Consider the following 24,038-nt stretch of genomic DNA (forward strand, 5'->3'; position numbering starts at 1 on the left):
CGCACTCAGGACCCGGAGGCGGCACCTGTGGAAGACCCACGGGCGGCTCCCGTAGAGGACCCGCGGGCGGCGCTCGCAGAAGAGCCGCGGGCGGCGCTCGACGCCCTCGCCGGCTCGGCGGTGCCGTACCTGCTGGGCGTACGGCACCACAGCCCCGCGCTCGCCGCGGCGGTGCCCGCACTGCTGGACGCGGCCGGCGCCGACGTGGTGTGCGTGGAACTGCCGACCGACTTCCAGCCGTGGCTCGTCCACCTCGGCGCGCCCGGCACCCTCGCGCCGGTCGCACTCGCGGGCGCCGGGCAGGGCGGGCGGCTCGGCTTCTACCCGTTCGCCGACTTCTCCCCCGAACTCGCCGCGGTCCGCTGGGCCCGGGAGCGGGGAGTGGAGGTCGTCTGCTGCGATCTGCCGATGGCCGACCCGCGCTGGGACGGCCCCGACCCGGATGCCCCCGGGGACCTGCGCGAGGCGGTCGCCGGGTCCGCCGACCGGTCCGCACCCACCTCCTTCGCGCAGGCGCTCACCGCTGCCGGGACCGGCCGGGCCGGGGACGACCTGTGGGACCGCAGCGTGGAGGTGCGCGCCCCGGGCTGTGCTCCCGAGGTGCTGCGCCGGGCCGCGCTGAGCGTCGGCTGGGCACTGCGCCAGGACGCCGCGTCGTCCGGCGGGGTGTCCGCCGTGGACCTGGCGCGCGAGGCCCACATGCGGGACACGATCGCCCTCGCGGCGGCGGGTGGACGGCGGGTCGCGGCGGTGATCGGCGCCTTCCACGCCCCGGCACTGGCCGATGTGACGGCCCGGCGGCCCCCGGCCGACGGCACGACCGTGCCGGTGGCGCCGACCGCGGAAGGGGCGGCGGCGCGCAGTGCGGCAGCGACGGCAACGGCGCGACCGGGGGACCCGTCCGCCGTCGTCACCTCCCTGGTGCCCTACGCGTTCGACCTGCTGGACTCCCGGTCCGGCTATCCCGCAGGCATCCGCGATCCGCGCTGGCAGCAGGCGGTGTTCGGCGCCGGGGGCGATCCCGAGCTGCTGCACGACGCCGCGGCCGGGGCGATCACCCGGGTGTGCCGGGAGCTGCGGGCGGCCGGGCACACGGCGGGGACGGGCGAGGCCCGCGAGACGCTGCGCGTGGCCGGTGACCTGGCCCGGTTGCGCGGGCTGCCGGCCCCGGGCCGCAGCGAACTCCTCGAAGCCCTCACGGTGGTCCTGGGTCAGGGCGAACCGCTCGGCCGCGGCCGGGCCCTGGCGCGGGCCCTGGAAGTGGTCCTGGTCGGCACCGAGCGCGGCCGGGTCGCCCCGGGCACACCGCGCTCCGGGCTCGGGCCGTCCGTCGAGACCGAACTCGCCGCCCTGCGGCTGCCCGGACCGGACGATCCCGCGCCGCGCGAGCTGCGGCTCGACCCGCTGCGTTCGGCCCTCGACCACCGCCGCGAGATCCTCCTGCGCCGGTTGGAGGTGTGCGGGGTGGGATACGGCGAGCCGGTGGCGGTGTCCGGTACGGGCGACTCCGCCGCGCTCTCCACACGGTGGCGGCTGTCGTGGGTCCCCGCCGTGCCCGTCCGGCTCGACCTGGCCGGGGTGCGCGGTGTGAGCGCCGCGCTGGCGGCGGAGGGCACGCTGCGGGAGACCTTCCGCAGGGAGTCGGCCGACGGCGGCCCCACCTGCGCCCTCATGCTGACGGGGCTGCGGGACGCCGCGCGCTGCGATCTGCCCGCGCTGGTCGCCCAGCGGCTGGCCGAGGCCGCCGAGGTGCTGCCCGCGTCCGCGACGATCCCCGAGATCCTCACCGGGCTGGACCTGCTGGAGGCGCTGCGCCGGGGACACCTGCCCGGCACGACGCCTGCGGGCAGGCAGGCGGCGGGTTCGCTCGCCGCCGACCTCCTGGAGTCGGCGGTACGGTCCCTGCCGGGGCTGGCGGGCAGCGACGACCCGCAGGAGGCGGCCGCGCTGGTCGCCCTGGCCGCGCGCGCCGGTGAACTCCGCCTGGGGCTGCGGATGGACGAGGCGTTGGCCCGCCTCGCGGACTCCGCGTCCCCTCTCATCCAGGGCGCCGCTCTGGCCTGCCGGGTCCTGTTCGACCTGGAGGACGCCGAGACGCTCGGTTCCCGGGCTGCCGGCTGGATCGACACGGCCACCGGTCCCGACGCACGGCGCGCGCTGGCCCGTCGGCTCGTCGGGCTGCTGACCGGGGCCGCGCCGCTGCTCCAGTCGGCACCTACCGCCCTCGACCCGCTGCTCGACCGGATCGACTCGCTCGACGACCGGGGTTTCCTGGACCGGCTGCCGGCGCTGCGCGGTGGCTTCGACACGCTCACCCCCGCAGGCCGCGACCGGCTGTTGCACACCGTGACGGAACGGCTGGGCGACCGTCTCGACCTCGCGCTGGGTGCTTCCCCGCAGCTCCTGGCCCTGTGGACGGCGGCGGACGAGGTCGGCCGTGCGGAAGCGGCCTCCCTACGACCGGCCTCCGCGCCGCACCGGCCCGCCGAGACGCCGGCCGCGGAGGCACTGACCGCCGAGGCACGAGCTGTTGAGGCACGCGTCGTTGGGGCGCGCGTCGTTGGGGCACCGGCCGCCGACGCCACCCGCGCGGTGGTACCGCGCGGGTCCGACGCGGGCGAGCCGTGCGCCGGCGTACTGCGTCTGTCGGCGACGGACCGGTGGCGGCTGCTGCTCGGCAGGGAACACGACCGGCTCCCGACGGACGCCCGTCGATACGCCCACGCACTCGACGAGCTGTACGGCACGGGCCGCGGGGAGGGCTCCTCGGACCTGGGCCGGGAAGGCGGTCACGGCGGCGGACAGGACACGTCCTTCCCGACCGCGCGCGAATGGGCCGAGGAACTCCAGGCGCTGTTCGGCGCGGAGGTGCGTGAGGAGGTCCTGGCGCGCGCCGCCGACCAGGGACGCAGCGACGTGCTGACCGAACTCGACCCCGGGGCGGTGCGTCCGTCCATCGATCTGCTGACGTCCGTGCTGTCGCTGGCGGGCGGGCTGCCGGAGCAGCAACTCGCGCGACTGCGCCCGCTGGTGCGCCGACTGGTCGACGAACTGGCCAAGGAGCTGGCCACCCGGATGCGTCCGGCGCTGACCGGACTCGCCACGCCCCGCCCGACCCGCCGTCCGGGAGGCCGGATCGACCTGCCGCGCACCCTGCGGGCCAACCTCGTCCACGCCCGCAAAAGAGCCGACGGCAGCACCCTGGTGGTTCCGGAGCGGCCGGTGTTCAGCACCCGTTCCCGTACGGAGGCGGACTGGCGGCTGGTCCTGGTGGTCGACGTGTCCGGGTCCATGGAGGCTTCCGTCATCTGGTCGGCGCTGACGGCGGCCGTGCTCGGCGGTGTGCCCACGCTCAGCACGCACTTCCTGGCGTTCTCGACGGACGTGATCGATCTGACGGACCGGGTCGACGACCCGTTGTCCCTGCTGCTGGAGGTGCGCGTGGGCGGCGGCACCCACATCGCGGCCGGTCTGGCCCACGCCCGCTCCCTGGTGACGGTGCCGAGCCGGACCCTCGTGGTGGTGGTGAGCGACTTCGAGGAGGGCTACCCGCTCGGCGGGCTGCTCGGCGAGGTGCGGGCCCTCGCGAGTTCGGGGGTGCACCTGTTGGGCTGTGCCGCGCTGGACGACAACGGCAGCCCGCGCTACTCCGTGCCCATCGCCCAACAGTTGGTCGCGGCCGGCATGCCCGTCGCCGCCCTCAGTCCTCTCGCCCTCGCCCGCTGGGTGGGCGAACGCCTCCGCGGAGAGTCCCGATGAACACCGAACTTCCCCCGGCCGCACCCGAGGTGACCGCTGCCGCGGTGGCGGGTCTGACCTCCCGGCTGCGCAAGAAGCTGGACGCCGCGGTGGAGGCCCTTGCGGCCGTTGCCGTCGTCGTGGAGGGCGCCGAGCGGCGGGTGCGGTGCGGTGCGGACGCGGAGGTCGTCCTCACCCCCGGTCCTTCCGGAGCGGTCACGGAAGCCGAGCAGGTGGTGTGCAGTTGCCTGTTGGCGCCGAGGTGTCTGCACCGGGCCACCGTGCTGAGCGCCTGCCCGGTGGCCGACGCGGACCAGGTGCCCCCCGCGGGCCCGGTGGCCGATCCCGGTACGACGGCCGACCCCGGTACGGCGACCGAGGGGGGCGCGGCGACCGGCGGGGGCGCGGGGGCAGCCCCGGGCGCTGCGCCAGCCGCGCAGGCCGTGGGGGTCCCGGCGCGGACCGACCTCACGACCGCGCAACGGGACGCCGCCCGCGCCCTGTGGTCCGCTGCGGTGGCGGCACTGGCCGCCGGGGTGCCCGCGGCGGGCGCGGTCGCACAGGCGGAGTTGCTGCGGGCCTCGCACTCGGCGCGACTCGCCGGGCTGTACCGCGCGGAGGGTGCGGCGCTGCGGGTGGTGCGCGGACTGCGGGGCGTCCGCTCCCGCCAGGACGGCCACCGGCTGGCCGACCTGGCCGACAACCTACGTGAACTCCTGCTGACCACCACCCTGTTGACCGGCCCGGAGCCGCCGGACCCGGCGTGGATCGGGTCCGCCCGCCGCGCCTACCGCCCGGAAGGCGCCCTGCGCGTGCACGGAGTGTGTCGGGAGCCGGTGATCTCGGCCACCGGGTTCGGCGGGGTGGTCACGCACGTCATCTCCGACGACGGGCGCTGGTTCAGCGTCGCGGACGTCAAACCGGGCGGTTCCGCCCGTGCGCGCGGCGCCGCGACGGCCACGGTCGCACTGGGCTCGGGCAGCCTCGATCACGCCCGGCTCTCGCGCGGTGGGCTGCTGGTCTCGGGGGCGACCCTCTCGTCGGACGGTCGGCTCGGAGCGGGCAAGGGAGTCCGGGCGACGCCGATCCCGGGCCGGTCCTGGACCTCGGGGTCCTTGGCCGCCCTGTTCGCGCGGCCCCTCGCCGAGTCCGTGGGCGGCGGGCTCGGGAACGTTCCGGTGGGCGACCCCGAGCAGGTGCGGCAGTCGGCCGGTGAGCTGGTCGGCTGTGATCTGGTCATCGTCGGAGCGTTCAACGACCACGTGCTCGCCCGGGAGTTGCTGCCCGGCGGGGTGGACCGGGACGGCCTGCTGATCCGGTTGCTGCCGGCCCACGGCCATCCCGACCTGGCGCACACCGCGAACCTCCGTCGGCTGGCGTCCCGTCCCGGGCTGCGGCTGCGTGTCATCGGCCGTCCGGACCCCGACCGCGCCGCCACGCTCCGACCCCTGGCCGTCGGGCCGCTGCCGGACGACGACACGACGACCCTGCGCCTGCCGGAGGAGTGGTCGGGCCACGCCGACCTGGGCTACGACCGCCTCGAAGGCGTCCATCTGCCGCCCGGCGACGCACTGCCGGAGACGGCAGGGCTCCCCGGGGTCCCACCGGACCCGGTGGCGGAGGCACCGTTGTGGCGGCTGCGGCGGCTGGTCGAGGTCGCCGTGTCGGGTGGCCGTCGAGCCGTCGCCCAACCCGCGCGCGACGGCGATCGTGCCGGGGCCGCCGCGGCCCTGCGCCGAGTCGGATTCCGTGCGGCAGGGGACCTGTTGACGGAGCTGGCCTCGGAGGCGGACCGGCGCGGCCGGGACGTCTTCGGTCGCACCGAAGAGGCCGACCCCGACGCGTACGCCCGCGCCTGGCTCGCCGCGGCCGTCTACCTCGCCGGCACCGAACGGGCCCTGGTCCGGGCGACATGGCAACCGTCGGACAGCAGCACAGGAGGTGCTCCAGCGGCATCAGGACGGCTCTGATGTGGTGATCACACCCACCTCGTGATCACCACACACCGGCCCACCGCCAAGACGCTCTCCGCAGCCGCACCTCCCGGGGCGGGCCGATGATCAGCAAAACCCGAGGAGCCGTGAACCGACCCATGCTGTTCCTCGACGTCGACAGGCCGCTCAACCCACATGCGACCAGGCCGGAGAGGCGTCCCGGGATCTACCAGTGAGTTCCTGGACGGCGAGAGCGGACCCACGAGGAGCACGGGGCCGCTCGTCCCGGTGGCGCCCCCTGCGGGTCTGGCTCAACCCGGAGCACGGACGGTCCTTGTTCCGGCCCGGTTTCGAGCCGTGTGAGGCCATCACATGGATGGACGATACCGACCGGTGGGTGACACGGGTGCTCGGCCTACCGAAACTTCTCTTCGTCGACTTCGGCGACGTCCTGCGCCAAGAACGCTCCGATGGCGTCCGCTGGAAGACCGGTCCGCTGGCGGAACACGCCACGGACGTCCCTCCACCAGGGTGGACGACGATCAGACGGCTACGCGCCCGAAGTTACTCATTTCACCGGACACCTCAGCACCAGCCGCCCCCAAGCGGCGAGCGGACGAGAAAATTCGCCTCACGCTCCGGCTAGATGTTTCTCTCGCCCCGGAAATCACGCCACGAGACCACCATTCAGTCGATGCGCACCATGTCGGCGCAGCTGAATGATTCAAACCGGGGCGCAGATTTCACACCTCTCACCGCTGCGGTTCGCGCGGCCCCGCACCACTCCGGCAACTCTACTGACGAGGAGCAACAGAGCCGGGCCGCAGAGGATTCCGGAATGTCCGGGTACGACGGGGAGCCCCCAAGACTCACGTCGAGCCAAGAATCACCCTCCCCCCGTTCCGAACCTCACGGAAAATCCGAAGATACCTTTACTCGCCATCATGAACCCCTCAAACAGCCGAGGCCAGGCAGAACAGGAAGCAGAAAGTTGTTGACTACAGCAACATCTCCCTCCGCGGCGCGGATGATTCCGATTCACTTATTCATCCAACATGCCCCACTCCGCTTACACGGCGCATTCCTGAACGACAATGGAACCCCTTGATATCTCTTTGTGTAGAGCGTTAGCCTCCCTCTGGAGAGTTTCGTGACCAGTGACGCACGCTAGCCACTGGCCTGTTCTTACCCTAAACCCGGTACGGACCAAGACCGAAAGAACCTACTCCGACCCAGTGGAGGTTCACCATGGTTTTCCAACCCACCCGAGGCGACCTGCCCGCACGCTTCGGGCCCGGCGTCCCGAACGTGCCCCCGATAGGACCGGCGATTCTCGACGCCGATGTCTACCGCGACCCGGAGCGGTACGAACTAGAACGCATTCGCGTCCTCAACCGCAGTTGGCAGATCATCTGCCGGTCTGAGCAGATCGCCAAGGAGGGTGACCACCACGTCTGGGAGGGGCACGGCGAGAGCATCGTCATTACTCGGCTGGAAGACGGCGGCCTCACGGGCTTCCACAACGTCTGCCAGCACCGGGGCGCCCGGATCGTGGAGAAGAGTGGCACCAATGCACGCCGCTTCACCTGCCGTTGGCACAACTGGGCCTACAGCACCGATGGCAGGGTGACCGGGGTCCCCGACCGTCAGGACTTCGACAAGAACGCCTTAGCCGGTCTGTGTGCCCCGGGCCTCGACCTCGGCGAGTGGGGTGGCTGGGTGTGGGCTGTACTGGCCGGCCCCGGAGTGGCCGGGCCGCTTGAGGACTGGATCGCGCCAGAAGTGGCTGCTGACCTCGGCGCCTTCCGGATGGAGGACATGGAACTCGTCGAGAAGGTCGAGTGGGAGGTGGACGTCAACTGGAAGGTCGCGATCGACGCGTTTGGCGAGTACTACCACGCTCAGGCCCTGCACGGCATGGGCGGAAAGGAAGGCAAGGACGCCCGGCACTCGACCACACACGTGCACGGACGCAACGGCATGTACTTCGTCCCGTTCCTAGGCGTCCTCGAAGAGCTCCAGCGCACCCTGGACCACACGGCCCATGCGATCTGCAACTACCAACTCTTTCCCACGGCCGTGGCCAACTGTCAGGCCCTGCACACCCAGGTCTTCCGAGCTGTCCCGCTCAGCGTGGACAAGACGCGCTTCGAAGCCTGGGAACTGCGGTACAAGACCGACGAGAACGACGATCCCGAGTACCTCCGGCTGGTGGAGTTCTACTGGGAACTCTACAAGGCGGTCATCCAGCAGGACGTTGACGAATGGGTCGACGTCAGAGCAACGACGCACTCGTCCGTCTACCAACAGAACATCCTGAGCGAGCGGGAGTGCATCATCACGCACTTCCACCGCGTGTGCAACGACATGCTTGCCGGGGGCAACGGGCTCGGGCTCGAACCCGAGCGGGTCGAGGCCAGCGTTCGACAGGAATGAAGTCCGCGGGTGGGTGCCGTGCAACAGAACGGCACCCACCCGCGCACCCGTTCAGCCGACGGCCCCCGCACATTCCTCGACCCGGTTCGTCAGAGGCTCCCACCAGGACCGGCTGTCGCGGTACCAGGAGACGGTGTCGCAGAGCCCCCGACCGAACGGCACCCGAGGCTCGTAGCCCAGTTCCCGTCGACTGCGGCCAATGTCCAGTGAGTAGCGGAGGTCATGGCCGCGCCTGTCGGAAACCCGTCGAATGAGGTCGGGCCTCGCACCCGTGAGTCGAACGAGTTCAGCGGCGAGTTCGAGGTTGCTCAGCTCGCGTCCCCCACCGAAGTGGTAGACCTCCCCGGCCCGGCCCCGGGAAAGCGCCAACGCGATTCCACGACAGTGATCGCTCACGTGCAGCCAATCCCGTACATGGCTGCCGTCGCCGTACAGGGGCACCGGCAGCCCCTCCAGCAGACGCGTCACGAATAGGGGGATGACCTTCTCCGGGAACTGGCGCGGCCCATAGTTGTTCGAGCAACGCGTCACCACTACGTCCATCCCGAAAGTACGGTGGAACGACAGGGCGAGGAGATCCGAGGCGGCCTTCGACGCTGCGTACGGCGAGTTCGGGGAGAGAGGCTGGTCGGTCCCCCACGACCCCTCATCGATCGACCCGTACACCTCGTCGGTCGACACGTGGAGGAAACGTCGCACCCGATGAGCGCGGGCAGCCTCCAAGAGGACGTGCGTACCCAGAACATTGGTGGTGACGAACGGTGCGGCCTCCTTGATGGACCGGTCCACATGGGTCTCCGCCGCGAAGTGGACCACCGCCTCCTGTCCGTCCATCACCTCGCCCACGAGGGCAGTGTCACGGATGTCGCCATGGACGAACCGATAGCCCGGCGTCCCCTCCAAATCCTCTAGGTTCTCCCGTACGCCCGAGTAGGACAGGCTGTCGAGGACGGTCACCTGCAGTTCGGGGTCGGTGTTCCAACAGTCCGGGGCGAGTTCGGTCCGCAGCCGGCCGGACATCAGCTGACGGACGAACTCGGAACCGATGAAACCGGCCCCGCCGGTCACGAGAAGACGCATGCTTCCACCCCCACGACATGTATTCCGTGCCTCCTCACCGGGACACGGTTGCCCGGCCACGCTTCCTCGCGCGCATCCGTGACGAAACGGATCCTGACGAGCAAGCAGGACGGACTCGGCTACTGGTCGCACCCTGGTGCGCTCACAGAACGACGGCACCGGAGTTGACGAGCGAGAGGAGGGTTCGCGCCTGCACGTTCACCACGTGCCCCCCCGCGGTCATGTGCCGCAGTTGTTCCACGGACAGCCACCGGAAGCCGGATGGCGGGTCACCGGCTGACTCGTCCCCGCCGGCCTGCACGAAGATGTAGCGGATCTCCGCGTTCAGGAACCTCCCGCCCTCCTCTGACTGCACCACGTCGTAGTCGGCCGCTCCCGCATCGGCCGAGGCCACCACGTAGTCGAGGAAACGCGGACGGCCTATCCGTGCACGACCCGTCCAGTTCTCGGGAGTGCACTGCACGGTGGGCGCCATTTCCACCACGTTTCGAAAGCCCGCCTCCACCTTCGCCTGGACCAGGAGGTGTGGGACACCGTCCATACGGCGGAAGACGAAGGCGGCAACACCGACGCCGGAGGGCTCGAGAAGTGGCTGACTCCACGAGGGCACCTCCCGGCTACCGGCCCGCACGGTCACCCCCCGCACACGGAAGTAGCGTCCGTCCGGGCGGGCGACGGCTTCCGCTTCTCGATGCCACCCGTCGACCTCGTCCAGTCCTATGAGCCGCACTTCGGTGGAATGTCGTGCGCGTTCCCCCACCAACCAGGACGTCACCTCCAAGTCGGTGTGGAGCGCGGAGCCTCCGTCCGGTACGAGCGGCAGGCACGAGATGATCGACCGCGCGTCCATGTTCACCACGTTCGGCAGACGGAGCAGCCTTCCGATCTGTCCCAGGGTCAACCAGCAGAAGTCATCGTGCAGCGGAACGTCTGCGTGAGTCTCCACCACCATGTTGCGGTTGAACTTCTGGTGGAACCACGACCCGTGCTCCGACTGAAGCGAATCGGCGATTACGTGCTCCGGATGCACGAAGTGCTCCAGGTAGCTCACCGAAGAACCCCGATGCACCTGTTCGAAGTTGCTCCGTGTGGCTTGCACCGTGGGAGAGAGCTGGATCAGGTTCGGATTGCCGGGCTCCATCTTGGCCTGCATCAGGAAGTGCGGAACCCCGTCGAACTCCTTGACGAGCAGCCCCAGGATTCCCACCTCTTGCTGACGGATGATCGGTTGCTGCCAGGCCGGGATCTCCGCGTGGCTCACCGAGGCCGAGATGCCGACGATGGAGAAGAACCGGCCGCTCTCGTGGACGAGGTTTCCTGTGTCCGCCTCGAAGTGCCACCCGTTCAGTTCGTCGAGTGGAACGCCCTCCACCTGGAATGCGTGGGATTCGTACCGCGCTGCGAGCCAATGGACGACGTCCTCGGTGCGTAGGTGACGGCCCGTTCGATCCGCGGCGGAACGGGCAAGTCGGGCTTCCGGCTCCGATCCGGCTCTGGAGCGCAGCGCAGGGGACCCGCCCGACCTCACGGCGCGACCCTCTTTCCCGTTTCCGCAAGGAACTCCACGGTGCGGCGCAGGCCCTCCCCCAGAGACACCTGAGGGCGCCAGCCGGTCACCCCGCGGAACGCGTTGGCATCGACTACGACGTTGTGGAAGTCCGTCGGCTCCGACCCTGCTGGAGGCTCGACGGACACCACCGGAACCCGCGGCTTCCCCGTCCGCTCGGCCGCCAGGGTGGCGACTTGCTCGAACACCGGCCCCAGTGGCTCTCCGACGCCGGTGCCGATCAGCCAGTTCCGGCCGCCCAGGTGCTCCACGTGGTCCACCGCCGCCACGACGGCCCGAGCCACGTCGTCGACGTAGACCAGATCCCGCTCGACCGTGCCGTCATGCCACATGGTGAGCGGGTTGCCGTCCAGCGCCCTGCGAGCCATGGCTGACACCACGCCCCTGTCAAACGCGCCGGTTCCCCGCCCAGGGCCGAAGACGGTCGGCAACCGGAGCGAGACACCGCGGAGAACGCCGCTGCCGTGTCCGTCCAACAGCACTCGTTCCGCGGCGAGTTTCTGACGGTCGTACTCGGTGACCGGCCGGTCGACCTCCGTTCCATCCAACAGCCCCTTGTCGTGGGGGCCCGCTTGCATGACGGTTCCGATGTAGACCACCTTCGGTGGCCGCTCTGCCGCGCTCCCGGAAAGGACGTCGACGAGATCACCCATCAGGCCGACGTTGACGCGTTCGGCTGATGTGTCACCCTCTTCGATGCGCCAGGTCGACGTGGCCGCGCTGTAGAGCACTGCATGAACGATGACGTCGGCACCGTCCACCGCGGATGCCATCGCCCCGGGCTCCACGAGGTCACGTTCGAGTACCTCGATCTCCGCCCTGACACCGGGCGGAGCCGCGAGGGGACGACGGCCGACGCATCTGATGCGCACTGGCAGTCGCGCCAGTTCCGTCAGCACTGCAGATCCGATGAAGCCGGCTGCACCAAGCAACACGATCAAAGGCCTCCTCACCTCCACAGCTCTGCCTCCACCTGCTTGCACGCCTCATAGTCGGGAAGCATGCCGAGTTCCCTCGCCTGGGCGAGCGTAGGGGCTGCGCGGTCCCGCTCCGACTGGGCGATGTCATAGCCCTCCGGAATCTCCAGACCCACCTCCGGGTCAAAGGGGGATATCGCGTACTCGTGCTCGGGCACGTACCCGCCCGCCATGACGTAGACCAGCATGGAATTCGGCTCAAGTGCCAAAAAGGCGTGACCTACTCCATCCGGAATCATCAGCGACTTGGGGTTTTCTCCGCTCAGCTCGGCAACTCGCCACTCGCCGAAGGTCGGAGAGCCGATCCGCAGGTCAACGAGGTAGTCGTTCACCCGGCCGGTGGGGCAGTACACGTACTTGGCCCGACCGGGCGGCACCTTGGTGAAGTGGATTCCGCGGAGAACACCACGATCCGAGATGTTGTAGCTGATGTCCCGCACCGGGAATATAGACTTCCCCACTCCTTCCACGAAGGGATTGTCCTGGTACGGGGAGGAGAAGAGACCGCGATGGTCCCTATACACCTCCGGAGTGAACTCGAAGCACCCTTCAATGTCCAGCTCATTTACCTGCATCGACCTGCACCTCCCACTTCGTTAGAGACTTTCCAGTACGCCGCGCAACGCATCGATGACCTTGTCCTGTCGGGACTCGGAAAGCGACGGGTACATCGGCAGGGAGAAGATCTGAGTGGCGAGCGATTCGGTAACGGGCAACGACCCGGCCTCCCAACCTAGGTGCGCAAATCCCGACATGCGATGCACGGGCCATGGATAGCTGATGTTGAGTGAAATCCCCTGTTCTTTGAGGGCACTGATGATGTGGTCACGGCGGGCATGCCGCACGACGTACACGTAGTACGAGTGGGTGTTCCCCTCGTTCACCGCGGGAAGTACCAGGCCGTTCTGGCCGACCATGTCGCCGAGTCCGTCCTCGTAGCGGCGCGCCACCGCCTGTCGACCCTCCAGGTACTGCGGTAGGCGGGCCAGCTTGCAGCGCAGGATCTCGGCCTGCACTTCGTCCAGTCGTGCGTTGTGGCCCGGAGTTCGCACCACGTAGTAGGTCTCCTCCATGCCGTAGTAGCGCAGCTGGCGCAACTGACGGTGCGTGGACTCATGGGAGGTGATGACCGCGCCGCCGTCGCCGTAGGCACCCAGGACCTTGGTCGGGTAGAAGGAGAACGCGGCGGCATCACCCATGCTGCCGGCGATCCTGCCGTGGTGGCGGGCCCCGTGAGCCTGTGCACAGTCCTCCACGATGAAGAGGCCGTGTCGGTCGGCGATGAGCTGGAGCGCATCCATATCGACACACTGGCCGTAGAGGTGGACGGGGAGGATCGCCTTAGTTCGCGGCGAGATCGCGTCCTCCACCAGGCCCGTGTCCATGAGGTAGTCGACCTCGCGGACGTCGACAAACACCGGCGTCGCGCCCGTGCTCACGATGGCGACGACCGTCGGCGCAGCCGTGTTGGACACGGTGATGACCTCGTCACCCGGTCCGATGCCCAGGGACTCAAGCGCCAACTTCAGTGCGTTGGTTCCGTTGTCAACGCCCACACAGAACTCGGCGCCGTGATACTCGGCGAACTCCGACTCAAAGCTCGCCACGCTCTCACCGAGTACCAGTTGGCCGGAGCTGAAGACCTTGTCCACGGCCTTCAGGATCTCCGTCCTCTCCGTCTCGTACTCTGCCAGGTAGTCCCACACATAAATGGTCACGTAGTTCTCCCCATCAATTTGGCCTGCTATGGAGCGGCAGTCACCCGACGAGACCCATCGGATTCCGGTCGATCACTGCGCGGCGATCCGGCGCCTCTTCGGCCGCGGGCGTTAGTGGGTTGCCGCGCCGCTCACGGGAACCCGACGGTGGTGCGGTGTCCGGCCGCCGAGATGAGCCCACCCGACGTTCTCAGCGCTCCTCGTGCCGTGCGCCGAGGCGCCCGGTTCACGGGGCGACCCGGAGTCTCCGCGCCCGCCGGCTGGTCGTTTCGTGCGGAGCCTCCGGGCCATTCAGGAGGTCCAACAGGTACGTGCCGTAGCCACTCCTGAGCAGCGGCTCTGCCAGGGAACGCAGTTGATGGTCGTCGATCAGCCCCATGCGCCAGGCGACTTCCTCAACACACCCGATCTTGAAGCCCTGCCGCTGCTCGACGACCCGTACGTACTCCGACGCCTGCACGAGCGCCTCGAAGGTGCCCGTGTCCAGCCACGCTGCCCCGCGGTCCAGAATCGTCACCCGGAGCCTTCCTTGACGGAGGTACTCCTCGTTCACTGCGGTGATCTCCAGTTCCCCCCGCGAACTGGGCTTCAGCTTGCGGGCGATCTCCACGCTCTGCTGGTCGTAGAAGTACAGCCCCGGGATCGCGTATCTGGACTTCGGCTTCTCGGGCTTCTCTTCGATGGAGGTCACCTTGCCGAGTTCGTCGAACTCGACGACACCGAACTGGGTGGGGTCCGCTACCGGGTAGGCGAAGACACGAGCCCCCTCGACCACGGTCTGCTCCGACAACCTGGTGCCTAGACCGGCACCGTGGAAGATGTTGTCACCAAGGATCAGGGCTACTTGCTCATCGCCTATGAATCCCGCGCCGAGAACCAGTGCCTCCGCGATCCCCTCGGGTTGATTCTGGGCGACATAGCTGAAGTTCATCCCCCACTGTCCACCGTCGCCGAGGAGTCGCTGGAACTGCTGCTGATCGTCAGGGGTGGTGACGAGGAGGACCTCGGTGATACCCGCCATCATGAGCGTGGAGATCGGATAGTAGACCATGGGCTTGTCGTAGATGGGCATGAGTTGCTTCGACAGGGCCAGCGTGAGTGGTCGAAGTCGCGACCCCGAACCGCCGGCCAGAACTATTCCCCGCATGTCATCACGGCCTTAGTACCCGGATTCCAACTGCTCCAGCGTCCACTTCTCCAGCGTGTGGACCAGATCGCCCGGTGCCGGATCGGCCGCCATCTCACCCCGTAGTCGTTCAGCACCGTCCGAGAACCGGGGTTCGGCAATCAGCCGTTGAACGCCGGCGCGCACGGCCGCCGCGTCGAGACCGTCGTGTGCGACGACGAGACCGGCCCCGAGTTCGGCGGTTCGCCTTGCTCGGTAGTAGTCATCCCATTCCGAGGGAACGATCAACTGCGGAACACCGGCTGCCACCGCGGTCGACCATGTTCCGGCACCGCCGTGGTGCACGATTGCCGAACAACCGGGCAGGAGGACGGTCAGCGGCACGAAGTCAAAGGGCTTCACGTTGTCCGGGACCTTCGACATCGTCCCGAGCTGGGCCGCGTCGAGGGTCGCGATCACCTCGACGTCCAAACCGTCCAAACCCTCGAGGATCCTGGTCAGGGACTCCGCCCCGTCCCCGGTCCCCTCCCGCGCGGTGGTTCCGAAGGTGACACACACGCGAGGACGGGTTGGCGTCTCGCGCAACCAGGGCGGAACGACGGAGTGCCCGTTGTAGGGGATGTAGCGCATGGGGAGGGTGCGCTCGCCGAGCGGCAGACGGATGCTTGCCGGCATCTGGTCGATGGTCCAGTGCCCGCGCAGCAGCCGCTCGTCGAAGGACAACCCGTATTTCTCCGCCTTGCCCGACATCCACTCGGCAAGCGGGTCTTTGCGCTGTTCAGCCGGTTGGAGTAGTCGTTCCCGGAGGTACTCCCGCCGCTGGTCGACGAAGAGGTCGGCACCCCACAGCAGTCTGGCGTGTGCGGACCCCGACGCCTCCGCGGCGATGGCGCCCGCCGGGGTGAACGGCTCCCAAATGACCAGGTCCGGACGCCATCCTCGTGCGAACCGCACGAGGTCGTCCACCATCGAGTCGTTGTTGGCCGACGCGAAGAACCGTTCCGTGAGCTGAGCGTTGACCCCCCGCAGCACCTCCCAGTGGTGGACTCCCGGTCGCGTCGGGTCAAGGTCGAGTCCGGCGTCCCAGTCGGAGTGGGGTGCCGAGGCTCCCGACATGGTCTCCCGCCATGAGTGGTCCGTCCCCACGGCAACGGCAGTCAAGCCCGCGGCCGTGATCGCCTCGGTCAGCGAGGGTTGGCTCGCCACGCGTACCTCATGGCCTGACGAACGGAGTGCCCAGGCAAGCGGAACCTGGCTGAAGAAGTGAGTCTTCAGAGCGAACGACGCGAAGATCACCCGCATGGCAGCCTCAACACCTTTCCTAGTCGGGCGGTTACGGAGCGCCGAATTCGGCGTCGATCAGAGCGAACATCTCGTCGTCGTTGGCCGCCTCGATGGACTTCTTGGCAGCCGAACCGTTGTGCTCGGCGCCCCACCTGGTGAGCAGTTCCTCAAGTCGGGACCTCACCTCGGCGCGCTCGTCCTTCGTGGCAGCCACCCGGGCGAAGGACTGCCCGATTCGGTCCAGTTCATCCAACAGCCGGTCCGTGGCGGATCGGTCCCCCACCAACTGCGCCCTCACATGGTTCAGCAGCTCTCCCGGGCTGGGATGGTCGAACACCAAGGTCGCGGGCAGCCGCAGACCGGTAGCCGCGTTGAGTCGGTTGCGGAGCTCGACCGCAGTGAGCGAATCGAAGCCGAGTTCCCTGAACGGGCGCGAGGAATCCAGCGCCACCTGCTCGTGCCCCAGGACCGCCGCAACCTGTCCGAACACAAGATCCCTCAGGACCTGTTCCCGGTTGGTCGGCGTCAGGCCGAGGAGTTCCTCAGCCAGTGACGTGCCCTCCCCCGCCGGGGCCGCCGTGGGGCGTGCGGTCGGCCAGCCAGAGGCCAGATCGGTCAGGGGAAACGGTGGGGCGGCCGCCCGGTCGCCGGGAGCATTGAGGTCCAGCCGTGCAGGTGCTTGCCACGGTCCCCCGTCTTCCAGGGCGGCGTCGAACAGCGCCAGGCCCGGCTCGTCCGCCAGGGGAAGCACTCCTCCGTGGCTGATCCGCCGCCGATCGGCTGCGTCGAGGTGTCCAGTCATGTCACTGTCGACCTCCCACAGGCCCCACGCCAGCGAAATGGTGGGCCGACCCTCCCGGCTCCGCCGGAGTGCGAAGGCGTCCAGGAACGCGTTGGCAGCGGCGTAGTTACCCTGGCCAGGCCCGCCGAGGACGCCGGCCAGCGAGGAGAACACCAGGAAGTGGGTGAGGTCCGTGCCCCGGGTCAGTTCGTCCAGGTGCACCAGGCCGTCCACCTTCGGTGCGAGGACCCCCTCGATGTGCCCTGGCGTCAGCGAGGTGATCGCGGCGTCGTCCAGAACACCCGCCGCGTGCACCACTGCGTGCAGGGGGCGCTCCAGCTTCCTCAGGGTGTCGTCGAGGGCATCGCGGTCCGACACGTCGCAGGAGACGAGGTCGACCGCCGCCCCGTGCGTGGCGAGTTCCTCGACCAGTTCGTCGGCCCCGGGCGCCCTCGGACCCCGACGGGACAGAATCGTCAGGTGCCGCACCCCGTGTCGGACCGCGAGGTGCCGAGCGAGTAGACGCCCCACGCCTCCGCTGCCCCCGGTGATCAGAACCGTTCCCTCGGGGCCCGCGAACCGTCGGGGCTGTTCCTCGGCCTCGGCGGAACGGTCCGCGACCCGCAGTCGCAGGGTGCGGAGGGCACCTTGGTGGACCAGAACCTGTGGTTCACCGGTTGCCACAGCCGCACCGACGAGGGCGAGGTCACCGTCGGCCCCGACGTCGACGAGCACGAACGTACCCGGGTGCTCGGACTGGGCCGTGCGGACCAGCCCCCAGGCCGCAGCCAGAACTGGGTCGGTCAGCTCGCCCCCCACTGCGCCGCGGGTGACCAGGGCCAGACGCGCCGCGGAGAATCGCGGTTCGGCGAGCCACGCCTGTACGAGGGCGAGAGTGCGGGTGGTCAGTTCACGGGCGGCCGCGCCGATTCCTGTCCCGTCACCGGGCTCGTACCCGAGTTCCACAGCGACGACGTCACCGCGGTCGAGCAGTTCGGGCACTTCGTCGAGGTGGTCCACGAAGTGCACGCCGTCCGGCGCGGGGGCTTCCCGTTCCTGCCATACCGGCCGGTACAGCATGCCGGAACGGGGATCAGGGACTGTCGTCGGCGGGGAGGTCCCCTGGGGCCGAGTGACCACCCGTGCGATCGTCGCGACGGGGTTTCCGGTCGGATCGCTGATGTCGACGGAGACCGATCCGTCGTCACCCGTCTCCGTGAGGCGCACGTGCAGCCGGGTGCCCTGCGTCGCGTGCAGGGTGACACCGGACCACACGAACGGGAGCCGCGGCTCCGCCGCCGTTCCCGAAGCGCGTGCGGCCACCGCGTGCAGCGCTGCGTCCAGCAGCGCGGGGTGCAGGACGTATCCCTCGGTGTCGATCCCCTCAGGCGGGGTCACCTCGGCGTGCGTGGTACCGCCCTCGGCACGCCAGGCCCTGCGCAGTCCTCGGAACGCGGGTCCGTAGTGCAGCCCGGTGCTCGCCAGGTCCCGGTACATGCCGTCGACGTCCAGCTCCGTTCCCACCGGAGACCACCGCTCCGGACCCGCCGGCCCGACCCCCGGTCCGGGTACGAGCGTGCCCGTCGCATGGAGGGTCCACTCGGATTCCCGGGGTTCCGCCTCGTCCTTCCCGTGCACGTGGAAGGTACGCGTGCCCTCCGGGTCGGCGCCGCCCACCGTCACACGCAGCCGGAGCGCCGAGGTCGGCGACAGCACTATCGGCCTGAGCCCGCTCAGTTCCTCGATCCGACGGCAGCCGAGTTCATCACCCGCTCGAACGGCGATCTCTACCAGGACCGCTCCGGGCACCACGATCGTGCCACCGACCACGTGATCGGCGAGCCACGGGTGGGTGGAGACTGACAGCCGGGAAGTGAAGAGGTGGCCGCCCGAGTCGGGCAGGGCCGTACCGGCCGCAAGGAGACCGTGCTCCAGCGGGTCGAGTCCGAGTCCCCCGGGATCGGACGCCGCACCGCGGGGATCGTCCAGCCAGAACCGCCGCCGCTGGAAGGGATAGGTCGGCAGGTCCACACGCCGTCGGCCGGCACCGTACACCGCCGTCCAGTCGATGTCTCCCCCATGTGTCTGGGCCGCGGCGAGCGACCTCAGGAACTCCGCCAGTCCACCCTTCTCCCTGCGGAGCGAGCCGAGGACCACCGCCGGCGACTGCGCCTCGTCCACCACTCCCTGCAGCGCCGGCGCCATCACCGGACGCGGGCTGCACTCGATGAGCAGGCGGTGTCCGTCGGCGAGCAAGGCCTGCACCGCACGGGCGAAGTCGACCGGCTGTCGTAGGTTCTCGTACCAGTAGGACGCATCGAGTTCGGTGCGTTCGAGTGGGCCGCCCGTCAGACCTGAGTAGTAGGTGAGCTCGGCGTCCTTCGGGTGCACACCGGACAGCCTGGTGAGCAGTTCCTCTCGAACGGACTCGACGTGCTCGCTGTGCGAGGCGTAGTCGACCGGAACCCGGCGCGCCCGGACTCCCCTCACCTCGCAGCTCTTCACCAGTTCGTCTACCGCAGCCGCGTCACCAGCAACGATCGTGCTGGTGGGGCCGTTGTACGCGGCGACAGTGAGCCGGCCGCCCCAGGGAAGGAGCATGGCCGTCGCTTCGTCCGCGGAACAGGGCATCGACACCATGCCCCCGCGCCCGGCCAGCGAGTGCGCGATCAGTCGACTGCGTACCGCCACGACCCGAGCGGCATCCCGCAGGCTGAGTGCCCCGGCGACGTGCGCAGCTGCGATCTCTCCCTGCGAATGGCCGACCACCGCCAGAGGCTGCACTCCGTACGACCGCCACAGCGCTGCCAGGGACACCATGACGGCGAACAGCACCGGTTGGACGACGTCGCAACGACTCAGGGCCTCGGGGTCGTCCAGCACCTCGAAGAGGTCCCAGTCGACGTGTTCGGCGAGCGCCTCGGCGCAGCGTCTCATCGAGGCGTGGAACTCCGGAGACTCCCCGAGTAGCTCCTTGCCCATGCCCACCCACTGGCTGCCCTGGCCCGGGAACACGAAGACCGCTCCGCCTTCGACCGCCTGTCCCACCGGAGCCGTGGTGATCCGGCCCTCGGCGATGGTGCCGAGGGCTGCCAGTAGTTCGTCGCGGCTGGTGCCGAGTACGACGGCACGATGCTCCAGGGCGGCCCTCGTGGTCGCCAGGGACCATCCGACGTCCGCGGGGAGCTCTGCGGAATCGGTCAGGCGGGTGACGAGGCCGCGTGCCTGAGCCCGGAGCGCAGGACCGTCGGCCGCGGACACCGGCCACATCGTCAGGGTCTGCCCCGGCTCCTGGGGCTCAGAGGGCTCCGCTTCCGTGACCGCCGCAGCTCCACCCGGTTGCTCAAGGATCACGTGCGCGTTCGTGCCGCTCACCCCGAACGCTGAAACGGCTGCGCGGCGTGGCCTGTCCACGATCGGCCAGGGTTCCTGCTCGGTGAGCAGCCGCACCCTGCCGCCGGCCCAGTCGACCTGCGGATTCGGTTCCTCGACGTGGAGCGTCTTGGGCAGGATGCCGTGATGCATCGACTGGACCATCTTGATGACACCACCAACGCCCGCCGCGGCCTGGGCATGGCCGAGGTTCGACTTCAACGAGCCCAAAAGAAGGGGTACGTGTCGGTCCTGACCGTATGTGGACAGCACGGCCTGCGCCTCGATTGGGTCGCCCAGGCGCGTTCCGGTGCCATGGGCCTCCAGTACGTCCACGTCGGCGGCGCCGAGCCCGGCGTCGGCCAATGCCGCCCGGATCACCCGCTGTTGTGCGGGACCGTTGGGTGCGGTCAGGCCGTTCGAGGCACCGTCCTGGTTGACGGCCGATCCCCGGAGCACGGCCAGCACCGGGTGGCCGAGGCGCCTGGCGTCGGAGAACCGCTCCAGAAGCAACACACCGACACCCTCGGACCAACCGGTGCCGTCCGCGGTCGAACTGAACGACTTGCAACGCCCGTCCGGCGCCAGGGCCCGCTGTCGACTGAACTCGACGAACAGGGAAGGCGTTGACATCACGGTGACACCGCCGGCCAAGGCCATGGAGCACTCGCCCCGACGTAGCGATTGGGCCGCGAGATGGAGGGCCACCAACGAGGACGAGCACGCAGTGTCCACGGTGATCGCCGGCCCTTCCAGCCCCAGCGCGTAAGCGATGCGCCCGGAGGTCACACTGCCGAGGCTTCCGTTGCCCAGGTATCCCTCGTACTCGCCGGCACCGCCCTCGGCCAGCAACTGACGCGTTCCGTATCCGCTGGCCATGACACCCGCGAACACCGCCGTTCGGCTGCCCCGCACGGAGGTCGGGGCGATTCCGGCCCTCTCCAACACCTCCCAGGAGGCTTCGAGGAGGAGCCGCTGCTGCGGGTCCATGGTGATCGCCTCACGGGGTGATATCCCAAAGAAGGCGGCGTCGAAGTCGCCTACCCCGCTGAGGAAGCCGCCTTCCCGCGCATAGGTGCTCCCCCGGTGATCCGGGTTGTCGTCGAACAGGTCGGACAGGGCCCACCCCCGGTCCTGCGGAAAGGGCCCAACGCCGTCCCCGCCGGCTTCCACTAGGTCCCACAGGTCTTCCGGGGACGCGATTCCACCGGGGTACCGGCAACTCATCGCGATGATCGCAATCGGTTCGGCCGCCGCGGTCCGCAGATCTTCATTCTCTTCGCGCAGACGTGCTGACTCCTTGAGCGACGCCCTGAGCGCGTCCAGCACGCGGCTGTCCTGGCTTGCCATGCTCCACCCTTCTTCTGCGAGATCCGTCAGCTGTTCTGCCGCAGTGCCATCTCGACCAGGTCGTCCGCTTCCATGGCATCGATCTGGTCATCGGTGCGACGGACCGTCGACACCGGTTCATCCACGAGTCCCAGGAGTCCGTCCAACAACCCGGCCTCGCGCAGCCGTGCCAGCGGAAGATCGGCCAGCAGCCGCCGGACGCGCTCCTCCTGCTCTGTGGCGGATTCGTGTTCGCGAAGCAGCGACAGCAAGTACTCGGCGAGTGCACGCGGGTTCGGGTGATCGAAGGCGAGGCTCGCCGGGAGACGCATCCCGGTGACCTCGTCAAGCCTGTTGCGCAGTTCCACGGCCGTGAGCGAATCGAATCCGAGTTCCTTGAAGTCCCGGTCACCACGCAGTGAGCCGGTTCCGTTGTGTCCAAGCACCCGGGCGGTTTCCGTCAGAACGGCCGACAACGCAGCCTGGGACCTCTGGGCGCCGGACAACTGGCGAAGGCGAACGACGAGACGTTCCTCCCGAGGCGTGTTCCCCGCCGGTCGCGTGGTACCGGCGGAGCCGATTCGCCGTGTCCGGGCTGCGAAGGAACCGCCAGCCTGCGCAGGGAGTCGGTCTGGAAGAATTCGCGCCCCGACCCATAGCGGAGCGGACGCGGCAACGGCCCGATCCAGCAGATCGAGCCCGCTCTCCGCGGACATCGGCTGGACACCCGCGGATACCATCCGACTCCGGTCCCGTTCGCCCAGTGCGGCCGTCAATCCACTGGGCGTCTCCCACAGACCCCAGGCGATGGAGGTGGCCGGAAGACCTGCGGCATGCCTCTGCTCGGCCAACGCGTCCAGGAACCCGTTGGCGGCCGCGTAGTTGCCCTGACCCGGAGCACCGAGCACCCCGGCCACGGACGAGAACAGGACGAAGGCACGAAGGTCGCTGTCCTGCGTGAGCTCGTGCAGGTGGAGGGCCACGTCCACCTTGGGTTCGAAGACAGCGGTGACGTCCTCGGAACGAAGTGACTCGAGGACCCGGTCCACGACGACTCCCGCGGCGTGCACCACCGCCGTGACCGGTTGATCAGCCAACAGGGACGCGGCGGCTTCCCTGTCCGTGAGATCCACCGAGCGTACATGGACCTCGGCACCCAGTTCCGTGAGCTCCGCGACCAGGCTCTCGGCTCCCGGCGCAGCCGAACCCCGACGGCTCGCCAGCACGATGCGCCGGACCCCGTGCACCGCAACCAGGTGGCGTGCCACTTGGCTTCCGAGTGCGCCGGTGCCGCCAGTGATCAACGCGCTGTCGCCCCAATCCGGCACTGTGCCGACAGCCTCGTCCCGCACCAGGTCTCGTACGAACACCCCGCCGTCGCGGAGGAGAACGTGCGGTTCGCCCAGAGTCAGGGCTCTGGCCAACTCGGCGGTCCCAAGTTCATTCCTGTCGCACTCGACCAGGTGGAAGCGGCCGGGGTGTTCCGTCTGCGCCGAGCGCACCAGGGCCCGCGCGGCGGCGACTGCCGTGTACGACGGAACCGGAGGAGCGCTCGGTGCCGTTCGGCTGAGGAACACTAGTGTCGAGGCACCGAACCGGGGATCCCCTAGCCAATCCTGGACCAGGGCGAGGATGTGCGCGGTGGTACTGCGAGCCGCGGCTGCCGCATCGGTACCCTCCACCGCCACGAGCGGGACGACCACCACCGAGGGGGCGGGCGTTCCGGAGTTCAAGTCCTCCCTGAGCCCGTGCAGATCGGCGAACCTAGCGACTTCCCAAGGGCGGCCGCCCTCCGTGAGGGGATCGTCCCCACCGACCACGGCCCAGTCAGCGTCCGGCTCGACCGGGGCAACGGACGGGGCCGTCTCGACCCACGCGGGACGGTGGAGCTGTCCTTCCCCGTCGGGCGAGGGGGCGGCTACGGCTCGAAGACCGAGTGCGTCGATACTGACCACGGGACGCCCGTCCTGGTCTGCCGCGAACACCGCGACCCGGTTCGGCCCGGTCGGGGTGATCCGGACCCGCAACGCAGACGCGTTCGTCGAATGCAGGGTGACGCCCTCCCACGAGAAGGGGAGCCTGTTTTCGCTTCCGTCCGCTGCCACCGCAGCCGAGTGCACCGCGGCGTCGAAGAGGGCTGGATGCAGGAGGAATCCCGCGGACGCCACGTCAGTGGTGGGCCCGACCTCAGTGAACATCTCGTCGCCGAGTCGCCAGGCTGTTCGAACGCCTCGGAACTTCGGACCGTAATGCAGGCCCGCGTGCTCGAACCGTTCGTAAAGGTCGTCTACCGCGACGGGCTCGCTCCCAGGGGGCGGCCAGTGCGACAGATCGCCCTCGCTCTCCTCCCGTAGCTGGCTGAGACGCCCCTCGGCGTGCAGGGCCCATTCGGTGGTGGGGTTCGACCGCGCGAACACCGTCACCCCGCGCAGGCCGTCGCTATCAGGTGCGGCGACAAGTACCTGGAGGTGCAGTCGCCCTTCGTCCGGCACGACGAGCGGAGCCGTGATGGTGATCTCCTCGACCACCTCGCAACCGACCTCCGCCCCTGCCTTGAGCACGGACTCGACCAACGCGGCCCCCGGCACACAGATCGTGTCTCCGACGCGGTGTTCGTTAAGCCAGGGATGGGTGTGCGAAGACAACCGCGCAGTGAACAACCACCCACCCGACCCCGCCAACTCCACACCCGCCCC

12 protein-coding genes are annotated in these 24,038 nt (G+C 69.2%); 3 read left to right on the forward strand and 9 right to left on the reverse strand.

The features are described 5' to 3' along the window. Positions 1–27: 27 nt before the first annotated feature. The 3 genes from ACFYOU_RS30490 (at position 28) to ACFYOU_RS30500 (ending at position 8,108) form a co-directional block, all read left to right on the forward strand. Positions 28–3,759 carry a DUF5682 family protein gene (locus ACFYOU_RS30490; protein ID WP_391310159.1) on the forward strand — a complete coding sequence of 1,244 codons (3,732 nt, stop codon included), beginning with the start codon at positions 28–30 and terminating at the stop codon, positions 3,757–3,759. After that, on the forward strand, positions 3,756–5,708 hold the full coding sequence (locus tag ACFYOU_RS30495; RefSeq protein WP_391310162.1) for a hypothetical protein: 1,953 nt from the start codon (positions 3,756–3,758) through the stop codon (positions 5,706–5,708). The genes ACFYOU_RS30490 and ACFYOU_RS30495 overlap by 4 nt, the downstream gene beginning before the upstream one ends. A gap of 1,212 nt (positions 5,709–6,920) precedes the next feature. Further along, entirely contained in the window at positions 6,921–8,108 is a 1,188-nt protein-coding gene (locus ACFYOU_RS30500; RefSeq protein WP_391310164.1) for an SRPBCC family protein, read from the forward strand. A 51-nt stretch (positions 8,109–8,159) separates the two neighbouring features. Here the strand turns inward: ACFYOU_RS30500 and rfbB are convergent, their stop codons facing one another. From rfbB to ACFYOU_RS30545, 9 genes are all read right to left on the reverse strand, one after another. Beyond that, on the reverse strand, positions 8,160–9,188 hold the full coding sequence (gene rfbB / locus ACFYOU_RS30505; RefSeq protein WP_391310166.1) for a dTDP-glucose 4,6-dehydratase: 1,029 nt from the start codon (positions 9,186–9,188) through the stop codon (positions 8,160–8,162). A gap of 142 nt (positions 9,189–9,330) precedes the next feature. Continuing rightward, positions 9,331–10,716, reverse strand: coding sequence for an NDP-hexose 2,3-dehydratase family protein (locus ACFYOU_RS30510; protein WP_391310168.1), 1,386 nt, complete (start codon positions 10,714–10,716; stop codon positions 9,331–9,333). Beyond that, the gene (locus tag ACFYOU_RS30515) at positions 10,713–11,690 is read right to left on the reverse strand and encodes an NAD-dependent epimerase/dehydratase family protein (RefSeq protein WP_391310189.1); all 978 of its coding nucleotides are present in this window, start codon (positions 11,688–11,690) and stop codon (positions 10,713–10,715) included. The genes ACFYOU_RS30510 and ACFYOU_RS30515 overlap by 4 nt, the downstream gene beginning before the upstream one ends. 14 nt (positions 11,691–11,704) lie before the next feature. Beyond that, positions 11,705–12,307 (reverse strand): dTDP-4-dehydrorhamnose 3,5-epimerase family protein, encoded by a 603-nt coding sequence (locus ACFYOU_RS30520; RefSeq protein ID WP_391310170.1) that lies wholly within the window; start codon positions 12,305–12,307, stop codon positions 11,705–11,707. Between the two features lie 21 nt (positions 12,308–12,328). After that, positions 12,329–13,450 carry a DegT/DnrJ/EryC1/StrS family aminotransferase gene (locus ACFYOU_RS30525; protein ID WP_391310171.1) on the reverse strand — a complete coding sequence of 374 codons (1,122 nt, stop codon included), beginning with the start codon at positions 13,448–13,450 and terminating at the stop codon, positions 12,329–12,331. A 226-nt stretch (positions 13,451–13,676) separates the two neighbouring features. Beyond that, entirely contained in the window at positions 13,677–14,597 is a 921-nt protein-coding gene (gene rfbA / locus ACFYOU_RS30530; protein ID WP_391310173.1) for a glucose-1-phosphate thymidylyltransferase RfbA, read from the reverse strand. Positions 14,598–14,609: 12 nt separating this feature from the next. Continuing rightward, a complete protein-coding gene (locus ACFYOU_RS30535; RefSeq protein ID WP_391310176.1) occupies positions 14,610–15,878 on the reverse strand; it encodes an activator-dependent family glycosyltransferase in 1,269 nt (422 codons plus the stop codon). Between the two features lie 31 nt (positions 15,879–15,909). Next, entirely contained in the window at positions 15,910–21,363 is a 5,454-nt protein-coding gene (locus ACFYOU_RS30540) for an SDR family NAD(P)-dependent oxidoreductase (RefSeq protein WP_391310178.1), read from the reverse strand. Positions 21,364–21,389: 26 nt separating this feature from the next. Then, positions 21,390–24,029 carry an SDR family NAD(P)-dependent oxidoreductase gene (locus ACFYOU_RS30545; protein WP_391310191.1) on the reverse strand — a complete coding sequence of 880 codons (2,640 nt, stop codon included), beginning with the start codon at positions 24,027–24,029 and terminating at the stop codon, positions 21,390–21,392. Between the last annotated feature and the right edge of the window lie 9 nt (positions 24,030–24,038).

Origin of the sequence: Streptomyces sp. NPDC005955, assembly GCF_042871255.1 — a bacterium.
Taxonomy (GTDB): domain Bacteria; phylum Actinomycetota; class Actinomycetes; order Streptomycetales; family Streptomycetaceae; genus Streptomyces.